General features: G+C 57.7%; 15 protein-coding genes. 6 read left to right on the top strand and 9 right to left on the bottom strand.

Annotated features, from left to right (window positions below):
* Nucleotides 1-37: 37 nt before the first annotated feature.
* From GO007_RS13165 to GO007_RS13145, 5 genes are all read right to left on the bottom strand, one after another.
* The gene (locus tag GO007_RS13165) at nucleotides 38-991 is read right to left on the bottom strand and encodes a transketolase family protein (RefSeq protein ID WP_045856062.1); all 954 of its coding nucleotides are present in this window, start codon (nucleotides 989-991) and stop codon (nucleotides 38-40) included.
* A complete protein-coding gene (locus tag GO007_RS13160) occupies nucleotides 984-1,814 on the bottom strand; it encodes a transketolase (RefSeq protein WP_095100558.1) in 831 nt (276 codons plus the stop codon). Before GO007_RS13160 ends, GO007_RS13165 begins: the two co-directional genes overlap by 8 nt.
* Nucleotides 1,811-3,202, bottom strand: a complete 1,392-nt coding sequence (locus GO007_RS13155; RefSeq protein WP_045856066.1) for a PTS ascorbate transporter subunit IIC — start codon at nucleotides 3,200-3,202, stop codon at nucleotides 1,811-1,813. Before GO007_RS13155 ends, GO007_RS13160 begins: the two co-directional genes overlap by 4 nt.
* A 219-nt stretch (nucleotides 3,203-3,421) precedes the next feature.
* On the bottom strand, nucleotides 3,422-3,694 hold the full coding sequence (locus tag GO007_RS13150; protein ID WP_041146575.1) for a PTS sugar transporter subunit IIB: 273 nt from the start codon (nucleotides 3,692-3,694) through the stop codon (nucleotides 3,422-3,424).
* Nucleotides 3,695-3,771: 77 nt separating this feature from the next.
* Nucleotides 3,772-4,215: a PTS sugar transporter subunit IIA gene (locus GO007_RS13145; protein WP_095100556.1), complete on the bottom strand. Its 444-nt coding sequence runs from the start codon at nucleotides 4,213-4,215 to the stop codon at nucleotides 3,772-3,774.
* A 238-nt stretch (nucleotides 4,216-4,453) separates the two neighbouring features.
* Between GO007_RS13145 and GO007_RS13140 the strand changes: the two genes are divergently transcribed.
* On the top strand, nucleotides 4,454-5,473 hold the full coding sequence (locus tag GO007_RS13140; RefSeq protein ID WP_041146577.1) for a LacI family DNA-binding transcriptional regulator: 1,020 nt from the start codon (nucleotides 4,454-4,456) through the stop codon (nucleotides 5,471-5,473).
* Nucleotides 5,474-5,477: 4 nt separating this feature from the next.
* Here the strand turns inward: GO007_RS13140 and yfcD are convergent, their stop codons facing one another.
* From yfcD to GO007_RS13120, 4 genes are all read right to left on the bottom strand, one after another.
* Nucleotides 5,478-6,032, bottom strand: coding sequence for an NUDIX hydrolase YfcD (gene yfcD, locus GO007_RS13135; protein ID WP_095100554.1), 555 nt, complete (start codon nucleotides 6,030-6,032; stop codon nucleotides 5,478-5,480).
* A 57-nt stretch (nucleotides 6,033-6,089) separates the two neighbouring features.
* Nucleotides 6,090-6,641 (bottom strand): phosphodiesterase, encoded by a 552-nt coding sequence (gene yfcE, locus GO007_RS13130; protein WP_095100552.1) that lies wholly within the window; start codon nucleotides 6,639-6,641, stop codon nucleotides 6,090-6,092.
* 54 nt (nucleotides 6,642-6,695) lie between these two features.
* Nucleotides 6,696-7,340 carry a glutathione transferase gene (gene yfcF / locus GO007_RS13125; RefSeq protein ID WP_095100550.1) on the bottom strand — a complete coding sequence of 215 codons (645 nt, stop codon included), beginning with the start codon at nucleotides 7,338-7,340 and terminating at the stop codon, nucleotides 6,696-6,698.
* A gap of 85 nt (nucleotides 7,341-7,425) precedes the next feature.
* Nucleotides 7,426-8,847, bottom strand: a complete 1,422-nt coding sequence (locus GO007_RS13120; protein WP_095100548.1) for an aldehyde dehydrogenase family protein — start codon at nucleotides 8,845-8,847, stop codon at nucleotides 7,426-7,428.
* Nucleotides 8,848-8,950: 103 nt separating this feature from the next.
* Here GO007_RS13120 and GO007_RS13115 point away from each other — a divergent pair, with 103 nt between their 5' ends.
* From GO007_RS13115 to GO007_RS13090, 5 genes are all read left to right on the top strand, one after another.
* Nucleotides 8,951-9,859 carry a LysR family transcriptional regulator gene (locus GO007_RS13115; protein WP_095100546.1) on the top strand — a complete coding sequence of 303 codons (909 nt, stop codon included), beginning with the start codon at nucleotides 8,951-8,953 and terminating at the stop codon, nucleotides 9,857-9,859.
* 80 nt (nucleotides 9,860-9,939) lie between these two features.
* Complete coding sequence (yfcG, locus tag GO007_RS13110; RefSeq protein ID WP_095100544.1) at nucleotides 9,940-10,569, top strand: GSH-dependent disulfide bond oxidoreductase; 630 nt, start codon at nucleotides 9,940-9,942, stop codon at nucleotides 10,567-10,569.
* Between the two features lie 65 nt (nucleotides 10,570-10,634).
* A complete protein-coding gene (gene folX, locus GO007_RS13105) occupies nucleotides 10,635-10,997 on the top strand; it encodes a dihydroneopterin triphosphate 2'-epimerase (RefSeq protein WP_041146583.1) in 363 nt (120 codons plus the stop codon).
* Nucleotides 10,998-11,015: 18 nt separating this feature from the next.
* Entirely contained in the window at nucleotides 11,016-11,909 is an 894-nt protein-coding gene (locus tag GO007_RS13100) for a TIGR01777 family oxidoreductase (protein ID WP_095100542.1), read from the top strand.
* A gap of 493 nt (nucleotides 11,910-12,402) precedes the next feature.
* Entirely contained in the window at nucleotides 12,403-12,969 is a 567-nt protein-coding gene (locus GO007_RS13090) for a helix-turn-helix transcriptional regulator (RefSeq protein ID WP_095100538.1), read from the top strand.
* The last annotated feature ends 37 nt before the right edge of the window (nucleotides 12,970-13,006 follow it).

The following is a 13,006-nucleotide window of genomic DNA, read 5'->3' as shown; positions in this document are numbered from 1 at the left end:
GTGAAAAAAAGGCGACCTCGATGGTCGCCTTTGTTATTTACAGCAGCTCTCTCGCCGCCGACACAATATCATGCGCCGTCAGGCCATACTCCTTCTGCAGGAAATCCTGGGTACCGACCTGGCCATAACGCTCCTTCACCCCCACGCGGCGCATCGGCACCGGGCAGGTTTCCACCAGCACCTCGGCCACGGCCGATCCCAGTCCGTTGTGAATGCTGTGGTTTTCGCAGGTCACAATGCGCCCGGTTTTCTCGGCATAATTTTTCACCAGCATGCGGTCGATAGGCTTGAGGGTAAACATATCAATTACCGCCGCGCTGACGCCTTCCTGCTCAAGCTGTCGCGCCGCCTCCAGCGCTTCCGCCACCATAATACCGTTGGCAATCAGGGTGATATCTTCGCCTTCTCGCAGGACGTTGCCCTTGCCGATGGTAAACGTCGAGCCCGGCGCGTAAACGCTCGGCGCCTGCTTGCGGATGGTGCGCACCCAGTAGAAACCGTTGAGCGTCATCAGCTGACGCAGGATATCGTCGAACATCACCGCATCGGTGACCTCCAGCACCACCGAGTGCGCCAGGCCGCGAACGATCCCCATATCTTCAAACGACATATGGGTGCCGCCGTTATGGCAGGCGGTAACGCCGGCGTCGGAGGCAATGACCTTGACGTTGTTACGCTGATAATCCAGCGCCATAAACAGCTGATCGAAGCAGCGGCGGCTGGCAAAGGCGGTAAAAGTATGCACAAACGGCTGACGTCCGGTCAACGACAGGCCGGCGGCGGTGCCGATGACGTTGGCCTCCATAATGCCGCAGTTGATCACGTGCTGCGGATAATCCCGCGCCACGCCGTCCATTGCCATCGAGCTCATCAGATCGGCTTCGAGGGCGATAATGTCGCTCCCGGCCTCAATCTGCCGGGCGACAAATCCGGCATACACTTTACGCATTTCCACTGCGTCTTTTTGTCCTGCGGGTGCGACGTTAATCATGAGCGGCCTCCAGTTGACGAATTGTCTCGTTCAGCGCCGCTGTCATCTCATCCGTCAGGCGCAGGTGATGGGAATTGCTGAGCTGCTCGAGATACGGCACGCCCTGCCCTTTAATGCTGTCGAGGATCACCACCCGCGGGCGCGCATCGGCAGCCGGAACGGGCTGTACAGCCGCCAGCAGCCCGACGATGTCGTCCCCCTTCACGGTGATGGCGTCAAAACCAAAGGCGTGGAACTTCTCCTCGAGGTTGAAGGCGCGGATAATTTCGTCGAGAGCGCCGTCGAGCTGCAGTTTGTTCCAGTCAACAAACACCGTCAGATTATTCAGGCGGTGGTGGGCGATAAACTGAAACGCCTCCCAGCACTGTCCCTCATTCAGCTCGCCGTCACCGACAATGCAGAATACCCGATTCGAACGCCCGGCCAGCTTATGGGAGAGCGCCATGCCGCCGGCGATAGAAATCCCCTGCCCCAGCGAACCGGTCGTTGCATCCACCCCCCGCGTTTTCAGGCGATCCGGGTGGCTCGGCAGACGGGTTCCGTTATGGTTAAGCGTGCTGAGATCTTCCATCGGGAAATAGCCCTTGATGGCTAAGGTGCTGTACAGCGCCGGTCCGGCATGGCCTTTTGACAGCACAAAGTAGTCGCGCTCCGGCCAGTCCGGGTCGGCGGGATCGATTTTCATCACCGCGCCGTACAGCACCGCCAGCGTTTCGACGACCGACATGCTGCCGCCGTAGTGGCCAAAACCCAGATTCGTCAGCGATTTAAGCGTGGCGACGCGAATGTCGCGCGCCAGTTGGGTCACTTCTTGTACATTCATGATTTGGCTCCGGTATTCTCCTGCGCGCCATTGCCCGCAGATTTCTTCTTCGCAAAGACGTTGTACGCGACCAGCAGAGCGAACAGCGCCACAACAAGACCCGTAATCGCAAACGGCGACAGATAGCGCGCCAGGTTGCCGAGCACGATACCGATCGCGCCGAAATCGGCGTCTGAGAAGGTGGTATTGGCAAAACCGATCGCCCCCAGAACCGGCAGCAGCAGCACCGGCAGGAAGGTGATCAGCAGACCGTTAGCAAACGCGCCAATCATTGCGCCCCGACGACCGCCGGTGGCGTTGCCGAAGACCCCCGCCGTCGCACCGGTGAAAAAGTGCGGCACGACGCCCGGTAGAATCAGCACCAGGTTCATTTGCCCAAGCAGGAACAGCCCCACCAGACCACCGAGGAAGCTAAACAGGAAACCGATCAGCACCGCGTTGGGCGCATACGGGTAAACCACCGGGCAATCCAGCGCAGGACGCGCGTTCGGCACCAGTTTTTCTGAGAAGCCGGTAAACGCCGGCACGATTTCCGCCAGGATCAGGCGCACCCCTTGCAGGATGATAAACACCCCGGCGGCGAAGGTAATCGCCATGATGATGGCGTAGACCAGATAGTTCTGGCCGCCGCTGAAGGTGCTTTCCACATACTCACGCCCGGCGCTCACGGCCATGATCAGGTAGATAATCATCATCGTCAGGGAGATAGAGATTGAGCTGTCGCGCAGGAAGCTTAGGTTCTTCGGCAGGTTCATCTCTTCGGTGGAGCGGGAGCCTTTTCCGCAGACGCTGCCAATCCAGCCCGAGAGCACGTAGCCCAGGGTGCCGAAGTGGCCGAAGGCGATATCATCGGTTCCGGTAATTCGCTTCATATAGCGCTGCGCCAGCGCCGGGAAGAACGCCATCACCAGGCCGAGGATCAGCGAACCGGTAAACACCAGCCCGACGCCTTCGAAGCCCGCCACGGTGAGGATCACGCCGATCATACAGGCCATATAGAAGGTATGATGCCCGGTCAGGAATATATACTTCAGCCGCGTAAAGCGGGCGACGATAATATTCGCGACCATACCAAAAGCCATAATCAGCGCGGTTGACGCACCGTATTTTTCGAGGGCAATAGAAACAATCGCCTCGTTATTTGGAATAATCCCCTGGATATTAAAGGCATGTTCAAACATTCCTCCCAGCGGATTCAGCGAGCCAACTAATACCGTCGCCCCGCCGCCCAAAACAATAAAACCAAGAATTGTTTTAATCGTTCCTTTTACGACGTCAGAAAATGATTTTTTTTGTGCGACCAGGCCGATCAGCGCAATTAACCCCACCAGCACCGAGGGCACTTTCAGAATATCAACAACAAAATTCAGCGTTTCAAGGATAAACATATCCGCCTCGCTATATCCCCGTCATACTTCAGGTTGCATGGGCGTTGGCTTTGTTACCCGGCTCATCCATGAGCCTCGCCCTTGCGGGCCACCGCGACACCGCGTTCAAACCTGTTCCGGACAGATTTGTCTCTCACCCCAATCGCTTACTTCAGTAAGCGCCAGGGAACTCTCTGCGTCGCCGCCTTCTGCCACCCGAATTATTTAGGGTATAAATAGTTATTGTTTGGCGAACCACGCGCGCAGCTGCGCTTCGAGTTCATTGATGTCGATGATGTTGGTGATCACCACCAGCTGGCTTTCCGGCACGCTAGCGCTGGCGGCGATGTCTTTAGCCATCACAAATAAATCTGCCGCCCCAGGCGTTGCCGATGAGAGATCGGAGTGTTCAACTTCCGCTTCTATTTCGAGCTTTTTAAGCACCTTTTTAATATTCATTTCAACCATAAAACTACTGCCCAGGCCAGAACCACAAATCGCCATAATTTTCATTGTTATCACCTTTTTTGGGTACAGTTTCTCCGCATCACGTCGGGCGTAATGGGTTATAAATCAGGTTATGAATTAGGTCAGAATCGCGCGATTATCGTTTTAATCTCCTCCAGGGTTTTCGCCTGATGTAATTGATCCATATCTTCATCACTGGAAAATAATTCAGCCAGCGCGGAAATCATCTCGATATGACTATGCTTGTCGGGTGCTGCCAGCATAATAATAATATCGACCGGGTCGAACTCTGCTGAACCAAACGACACGCCCTGTTCCAGCTTCAGCAACGATAAACCCAGGCCTTTGGCTCCTTCCTCCGGCCGCGCATGCGGCATCGCCAGCCCCGGCGCCAGCACATAGTACGGCCCCAGCTTCACGTGCTGTTCCACAATCGCGGTCACATACTCGGGCGCAATAACGCCAGCGTCGAGCAGCGGCCCGGCGCAAATCTCCAGAGCCTGAGGCCACTCTTCCACGCTCTGCCGGAGCGTGATAGTGGAATCAAAGATCCATTTACTGAGCATTTTATCTCCCCCGTCTTTTAGCAAAAGATGGGCAAACTTTATTCAAGCGCACAGCAGTTAGCTGCGATGGCGATCACAAAGATAGCGCTACCAACAGATAACATTCAAAATTGTGATAGCGCTATCAATTCGCAATCATCATATGAAAACGCAGCAAAAATGTGGATTTAAGGCGTATACTCCCTGAAACGTAAAGTGATGGATGCAAATGAAAAGCGTCTGTTCAGCAGGAATGTGTATGTCTCTAACCCGAAAACGGCGTAGTACCGGTAAGGTGACGATCGCCGATGTTGCCCAGCTTGCCGGCGTGGGCACGATGACCGTCTCGCGTGCGCTCCGCACGCCGGAGCAGGTTTCCGATAAGCTTCGTGAAAAAATCGAAGCCGCGGTGCAGGAGCTGGGATATATGCCCAATCTGGCCGCCAGCGCGCTGGCTTCCGCCTCCTCAAGAACGATAGCTATGGTGGTGCCAAATCTTGCCGAAGCGGGCTGCTCCGCAATGTTTGCCGGGCTTCAGCAGGTTCTGCAGCCGGCGGGTTATCAAATCATGCTGGCGGAGTCGCAGCATCGCCTCGAACAGGAAGAGAAGCTGCTGGAAACGCTGCTGGCGTCGAACATCGCGGCCGCCATTCTGCTTAGCGTTGAACATAGCGATACCGTACGCCACTGGCTGAACAACGCGTCGATTCCGGTGATGGAGATGGGCGCCATGCGCGCCGACCCTATTGACATGAATATCGGCATCGATAACGTTGCCGCAATGTTCGAACTCACTGAAATGCTCATCCACCGCGGCTACCAAAATATCGGCCTGCTGTGCGCCAACCAGGAGCAGTGGATTTTTCAGCAGCACCTGCAGGGGTGGTACAAAGCGATGCTGCGCCACCATATGTCGCCGAATCGGGTGATTAACGCCGCGCTCCCCCCCAGTTTTTCCACCGGCGCTTCTCAGCTACCGGAGTTTTTGCTGGCGTGGCCGGAGCTGGATGCGCTGGTCTGCGTTTCGGATGAGCTGGCGTGCGGAGCGCTGTACGAGTGCCAGCGTCGACGTATTAAAGTCCCGGACGATTTGGCGGTAGTCGGCTTCGGCGATAGCGATGTCAGCCGGGTCTGCCAGCCGCCGCTAACCACGATGGCCGTACCGCATCACAAGATTGGTATTGAAGCTGGACGCGCCCTTCTGGAGCGCCTTAATGAAGGCAACTGGAGCGGCAGGAAACCCATCGTCTCCAGTTTATGCCTGCGGGATAGCTGCTAGGCAGCTACTCTTCCTCTTCCTGCTTTTCCGGCTTTGCCGACTCGTTGTTGGCATTGCGGGTCATCCACAGCGCCAGCGCTTTTAACGAGTCCGGGGTGAACTCATCGCAGCGGGCGGTGATCTCTTCCGGCGTCAGCCAGCACACTTCGCTGACCTCCTCTTCCTGCAAAGCAAAGGGGCCGTGCGACACGCAGCTAAACAGGCTTCCCCAGACGCGGCAGTGCTTATCCTCGTAGTAGAACTGACCGTGGTCGGCGAAGGGGACGCCAGCAATGCCCAGCTCCTCTTCGGCCTCGCGACGCGCTGAATCCAGCAGCTGCTCGTCAGCCTGCACCACGCCGCCGGCGGTCGCATCCAGCATGCCCGGCTGAAAATCTTTTATTTCGGTACGACGCTGCACCAGAATTTTGCCCATGCCATCATGAACGACAATGTAGGTTGCGCGATGACGCAGACACTGCGCGCGCATCTGCTCGCGGCTGGATTGCGCTATCACCTCATTGTTTTCATTAACGATATCTACCCATTCTGTGCTTGCCAAATCGTTCTGTTCCGCCATCAGGAAACCTTACTTTTTAAAGCGCTCTTGCGGCGCGTCTTTACGGTTGGGGGTAAATTACGGGTTAATTGCCACCTCTGCAATAACCTGATGTTCATCGAGCGCTAAAACCTGCAGCCGATCCCCTTCAAGGAGGCCATAGCTGGCGGGAAATCCCCCTTTGGGGATGCTCACGGAACCGGGGTTAAAGAGAAAAATATCGCCGCGCTTCTCGGCTACCGGAATATGAGTATGACCATAAACCAGGACATCGCCAGCGCAGAGCGGCGGCAATTTTTCGGGGCTGTACAGATGCCCGTGAGTCAGAAACAGCCGATGTTGTTCGGTCAAAACCTGTTGCCAGGGCGCGGTAATGGGAAAGTTCAGCAGCATCTGATCGACTTCGCTGTCGCAGTTGCCGCGTACGGCAATGATGCGCGACGCCGCGCCGTTCAGCTTCCCGGCGACCTCTGCCGGCGCGTAGCCTTCAGGGAGAGCATTACGCGGCCCGTGGTTGAGCACGTCGCCCAGAATAATCAGCCACTGCGCCCCACTCTGCGCAAACCGTTCCAGCACGCGCTCTGCGGCGGGCAGAGAGCCATGAATATCCGATGCAAACATCAGCCGCATTTTTTTATCTCCACGCATTACGATGCCCTATGATAGCGGAACCGCAGACGCGAATCAGCCGGCGCGTTTGGCCGACAGTGCGGCATAGCGCTGAACGGATGCACGCTGCCACTGGAAGGCGGCGTAATCTGCCAGCCTCTCCGGCACCTCATCGCCGTTAAGCGCCAGCCGGTTGAGCATAAGCGCAAGATCGGTATCGGCAATAGACCATTCGCCGAACAAATTGGTGCCGCCGTGGGCCAGCAGCCCGGAAGCGGTCTCGAATAATTTTTCCGCGCTCCTGCGGCCCGCCGCGCTAAGCGCGGGTTTCTTTTGCCCGGCGAAAATCACGTCGGTAGAGCGCTCTTCGCGAATGGGCAGCAGATCGCTGCGCAGCCAGGCCTGAACCTGACGGGCACGGGCTCTCTTTTGCAGATCGTGAGGATAGAGCCGCTCCCATTCCGGCGGCGCAAAGCGCTCGTCGAGATATTCGCTGATAGCGGACGATTCGCTGAGGGCAAAATCGTCAACCTCCAGCAGCGGCACGCGCCGGGTGGCGGAGAATCCTTTCCAGCCCGCCTGCAGGTGCTCGCCGCTATCCAGATTGACGGTTTTAAGGGTGAAAGGCAGGCTCTTCTCCTGCAGGGAAACATACGCTGACATCACGTACGGAGAGAAAAAATCGGCATCGGACCACAGGGTAATAACCGGCTGGCTCATGGCATCCTCGACAAATAATGGGGCGATAAATCAACATATCCTGTCTTCTGAGGGATGTCACTTATCGCACCATGAGGATTTCGCACTAGCCGACGAGCAGCGTTTTCGGCTCCAGATAGGCCTGCATTCCCCATTTCCCCATCTCGCGCCCCACCCCGGATTGCTTGAACCCGCCAAACGGCGCCTGCGGCTCATGTTCGAGAGTGTTGACCAGCACGCGCCCGGACTCAATCGCCAGAGCCACCTCCGTACCGCGCTGACGATCGCCGCATAACACCAGCGCGCTCAGGCCGTACGCGGTGTCGTTGGCAATCGCAATCGCCTCGGCCTCATCCTGATAAGGAATAATGACCAGCACCGGGCCAAAAATCTCTTCCCGCGCAATACGCATCTGATTATGCGCATCGCTGAACACGGTCGGCTTAACGCACCAGCCTTTTTCCATGCCCTGCGGCCGACCGACGCCGCCCGTCAGCAGCCTGGCGCCCTCCCGCTGGCCCAGGCGGATATAATCCTGCACCCGCTGCCACTGCTTATGGCTGACCATCGGGCCAATCGCGGTCTGCGGATCGCGCGGGTCGCCAGAAATATAGTCAGCCGCCACGGCCTGCACGATAGCCTGCTCAAACTCGGCCTGGCGCCGCGCGGGGAGCAAAATACGCGTCCCGGCAACGCACGCCTGCCCGCTGTTCATAAACCCGGCCGCCAGCGCCAGCGGAACCGCCTGCTGTATATCCGCATCATTAAGAATGACGGTGGGCGACTTGCCCCCAAGCTCCAGCGTCACGCGCTTCAGCGTTTGCGCCCCGCTTTCGATAATATGCTTGCCGACAGCGGTTGAGCCGGTAAACGAAATTTTCGCGATATCGGGGTGATGGTTGATAACGTCCCCCACGATCTCCCCGCGCCCGGTGACGATGTTAAATACGCCCGCCGGGATCCGGGCCGCGTGTAGCGCTTCGCTAATAATTTGCGTCTGCCAGGCGCTCATCTCGCTCGGCTTAATCACCGCCGTACAGCCTGCCGCCATCGCCGTCGCCAGCTTGCTGCAAATAAAACCGGCATCGCTGTTCCACGGCGTAATCAATCCCGCGACGCCGACCGGCGTCATCACCACCTGGGCTCGGCCGGCCTGCTCGACAAACTCAAAGCGCTCCAGCGTCGCCATCGCCTGCCTGATAGTTTGCGCCGGCCACGCCGCCATCCATTGCGAACGAGAAGCCGGCGCGCCGTATTCCGTCACAATGGCTTCCAGCAAATCGGCTTCCCGCGCCTGAACGGCCTGATACATACGTTCCAGCACGGCCAAACGCTCCTCTTTCGTCGTCCGCGACCATGCCGGAAATGCCGCTTTTGCCGCGGCAATCGCCCGCTCTGCATCCAGTTCATCGGCCAGCCGCACCAGGCCAATCGCCTCTTCGGTCGTCGGGTTAAACAGCGCAAACTCTTCGCTACCGTGCGGCGTGACAAACTGGCCGTTGATATAAATTTGATCGATGTTGTGCATAATGATTTCTCCATCCTGCTTGATACCCGGGAGTATAGAGTCGTCTTATTGCCGCGATAAGAGGGTATAATCAGCACAACCTGTTACGAAAATCGGGATAATTATGCAGCGTAGCGGTATTACTGAACTCGAAGTTCTCCTCGCCGTCGCGCATCGGCAAAGCTTTCGCGCGGCTGCCCGGGAGCTGGGTATGTCGGCTACCGCCGTCAGCAACGCCGTTGCCGGGCTGGAGGCTCGCCTCAACGTGCGCCTGTTTAATCGTACGACCCGCAGCGTCGCGCTGACCGACGCCGGACAGCGTTACGTTGAGCGTATAGCGCCCGCCGTGGCTGAAATCCGACGCGCCTCGGAGGAGGTCGCCACCCAGCCTGAAATGCCGAGCGGAACCCTGCGGATCAACGCGCCGCGCGAAAGCGTTGCTCTGCTGTTTGATATTTTCGAGGCCTTCCTCAAACGCTATCCGGCAATGCGCCTCGACATCACCACCGAATCCCGGCTGGTGGATATCGTTGCCGAAGGCTATGACGCGGGGATCCGCCTCGCAGAAGCGCTGCCGCAGGATATGATTGCCGTCGCCCTGACGCCCGACGCGCGGATGCTGATCGTCGCAACCCCGGACTACTTTGCCCGACACGGCGTTCCGCACGGTCCGGACGATCTTATGCGTCATCAGGGGATTGGCATGCGCATGTCGCATGGCGGAATTTATCGCTGGGAGCTGGAGCGGGATGGGCAAAAAGTAGCGCTTAACGTCCCGCCGCGCATTATTCTGAGCGAGATGCAGGCCATCCACCGCGCGGCGCTGGCGGGTATCGGACTGGCGTTTATCTCTGACTGGTTTATCCAGGACGATCTTGCCAGCGGCAGGCTCATCAGCGTGATGGGCGACTGGTGCCCTTCATTTGGCGGCCTGTCCCTCTACTATCCGGGCCGCCGCCATATTCCGCCCGGACTGCAGGCGTTTATCGCGCTGGTGCGCGAAATGGGGGTTCCCCCCACAACAACGCGCTGAATTTATCCCCCCTACGCTCCCGCAATACGCCAGGTCGCCTATACTCGAAAAATTGGCGACCCACGACGGCGGGAGACATCATGATCGATCTTTACTACGCACCCACCCCAAACGGCCAAAAAATCGTTCTGTTCCTCGAAGAGGCTCAGCTGGCCTATCGGCTGATTCGGGTAGATATCACCAAAGGCGAACAGTTCCGCCCGCAGTTTCTCAGCCTCTCACCCAATAATAAAATCCCGGCGATAGTCGACCACGTTCCCGTTGACGGCGGCGCGCCGCTGAGCCTGTTCGAATCCGGGGCCATTCTGCTCTATCTCGCCGAGAAATCGGCAAAGCTGCTGAGCGGCGAGCTGCGCGAGCGCCACGTTACGCTGCAGTGGCTGTTCTGGCAGGTGGGCGGACTGGGGCCGATGCTGGGGCAAAATCAGCACTTCAACCATTCGGCACCGCAGACGGTTCCCTATGCCATTGAGCGCTATCAGGTGGAAACGCAGCGGCTATATAGCGTACTCAACCGGCGTCTGGAGGTCAGCCCGTGGCTCGGCGGCGACCGCTACAGCATTGCCGATATCGCCTGCTGGCCGTGGATTAACGCGCATCAGCGCCAGCGTATCGATCTCGCAAATTTCCCGGCGGTACATAACTGGTTTGAGCGTATTCGCCAGCGCCCTGCAACCGCCGAGGCGTTGCTGAAAATTCAGCAATCTTAACCCCCTGCTCGCACGACCTGCTTTCATGTATGATTGCGGAAATTACAACACGGAGGAAGCCTGCAATGTCTCAGCCAGACGCCATTATTCGTATAAAGAACCTACGCTTGCGTACTTTTATTGGTATTAAAGAGGAAGAGATTGCTAACCGTCAGGATGTGGTGGTAAACGTCGCCATTCACTACCCGGCGGATCAATCCCGCAACAGCGAAGATATCAACGATGCGCTGAATTACCGCACCATCACCAAGCGCATCATCAGCCATATTGAGAATAACCGCTTCTCCTTACTGGAAAAATTAACTCAGGATGTGCTCGATATCGCATGCGAACATCACTGGGTCACTTATGCTGAAGTTGAGATCGATAAACTTTATGCACTCCGCTACGCCGACTCGGTATCAATGACCATGAGCTGGCGGCGGTAGGCTTCTTAGGGAGGCGCTATGAAGATTCTGCTTACTGGCGGTACCGGCCTGATTGGTCGGCATCTCATCCCCCGGCTTCTGGAGCTGGGGCATAACGTAACGGTCTCCACGCGCAGCCCGGAAAAAGCCCGGTCCCGGCTCGATCCCCGCGTCACGCTGTGGCGCGGCTTTGACAATCGCCAGCATCTCAACGAAATTGACGCGGTTATCAATCTGGCGGGCGAGCCGATCGCCGACAAACGCTGGACGGCGGAACAAAAACAGCGCCTGTGCCACAGCCGCTGGGATATCACGCAACAGCTGGCCGCGCTCATCAACGCCAGCGACACCCCGCCTGCGGTGCTGATTAGCGGCTCTGCGGCAGGTTATTATGGTGACCTGGGGGAAGTCGTCGTCACCGAAGAAGAGCCGCCGCACAATGAGTTCACCCACAAACTCTGCGCCCGCTGGGAACAGCTGGCCTGCGAAGCGCAAAGCGACCGCACCCGCGTCTGCCTTTTACGCACCGGCGTCGTGCTGGCATCGAGAGGCGGCATCCTTGCTAAAATGACTCCGGCGTTTAAGCTCGGCCTCGGTGGCCCTATCGGCAGCGGCAGGCAGTATCTGGCATGGATCCATATCGACGATATGGTTAACGGTATTCTGTGGCTGCTGGATAACGACCTGCGCGGCCCCTTTAACATGGTTTCGCCTTATCCGGTACGTAACGAACAGTTCGCCCACGCGCTTGGGCAGGCGCTAAATCGCCCGGCAATTTTTCGCGTCCCGGCGGCGGCGATACGCCTGCTAATGGGTGAATCGTCGGTACTGGTACTCGGCGGCCAGCGTGCGTTGCCAAAACGCCTGGAAGCCGCCGGCTTTGGCTTTCGCTGGTACGATCTGGATGAGGCGTTAAAAGACGTCCTCGGGTAAATGCGCCGCATTTTTAATCCCAGGGGATTTGCCAGTCTCCTGAGACTCCCCTGATGGCCTGTCGCCCGTGGAAGCCATCTCGCAGTAATCCAATCTCCTGCCGCTGTTCCCTTATCACCGTGAAGCTCATTCCAGCTTCCTTTCCCGCTCTCTGTCATAACGTCCCGGTGTCTGTTTTTTCAGCACAACACTGTTGACAACCGTCAACACAACATTCAGTATCAGAGGACGCATTGATGAAGGAACATCCGGATAAACACATCAGAGCCGCCATCGAATATGCCCGCACACGGGGGTGGATTTTTATCGCTGGCGGGAAGAGCGCGCACTGCTTCGGACGACTCAGGTGCGGGACGGCTAATCATCGTGAACATATGATGAGCATCTGGTCGACCCCTGCCGTTCCCGAGAATCACGCCAGGCAAATTATCAGGATGGTCGACCGCTGCCGTTCAACGTCGGCGGCTCGGTTTAATCATAAGGAGCGCAAACTATGACCCTCTATAACTTTACCCTAACGCTATCAGGCGTTAGCGCCCATACGCCAGGTCTTGAGGACGCGCTGCATCACGCCGGTTGTGCTGACGCGCTGGTTTGTTTTTACGCCACGGCGGTGTATCTGGAATTCGATCGCGAAAGCGAATCGCTCGAACAGGCGATTCTGTCTGCCATCGATAACATCGAATCCGCATCGGAGCTGAATGCCCGGGTCGAGTCCGTCGACGCTACGCTGGTAGGCTTAAGCGACATCGCCGAACTCACAGGTCTTTCACGACAGGCCGTTGCCCTGCTAAAAGACGGGGCGCGAGGCTCCGGCAAATTTCCCGGCCCCGTACAGCGCGTAAAAGGCAACTCGCCGCTGTGGCGCTGGAAAACCATTGTCGGCTGGCTGGTCGCGGAAGCGAGAATTGCGGCGGACTCGCCGCTGGTGGCGCACGCAGAGGTCCTCGATAACCTGAATCTGGCCCTGCAGCTGCGGGCCTCTCGCCAGAGCGAAACCGTGCTGCACTATTTTCACGGGTTCGACAAGCCGCTACCGACCTCACCAGCCGCCGGATAACCGCCGCCACGATCGGTACAGGATCATGTTATCCGGT

Source organism: Klebsiella sp. 10-1 (genome assembly GCF_009758445.1).
Taxonomy (GTDB): Bacteria; Pseudomonadota; Gammaproteobacteria; order Enterobacterales; family Enterobacteriaceae; genus Klebsiella; species Klebsiella scottii.
Note: the sequence above shows the minus strand (reverse complement) of the source record. Positions and strands in the feature narration are given on the sequence as shown.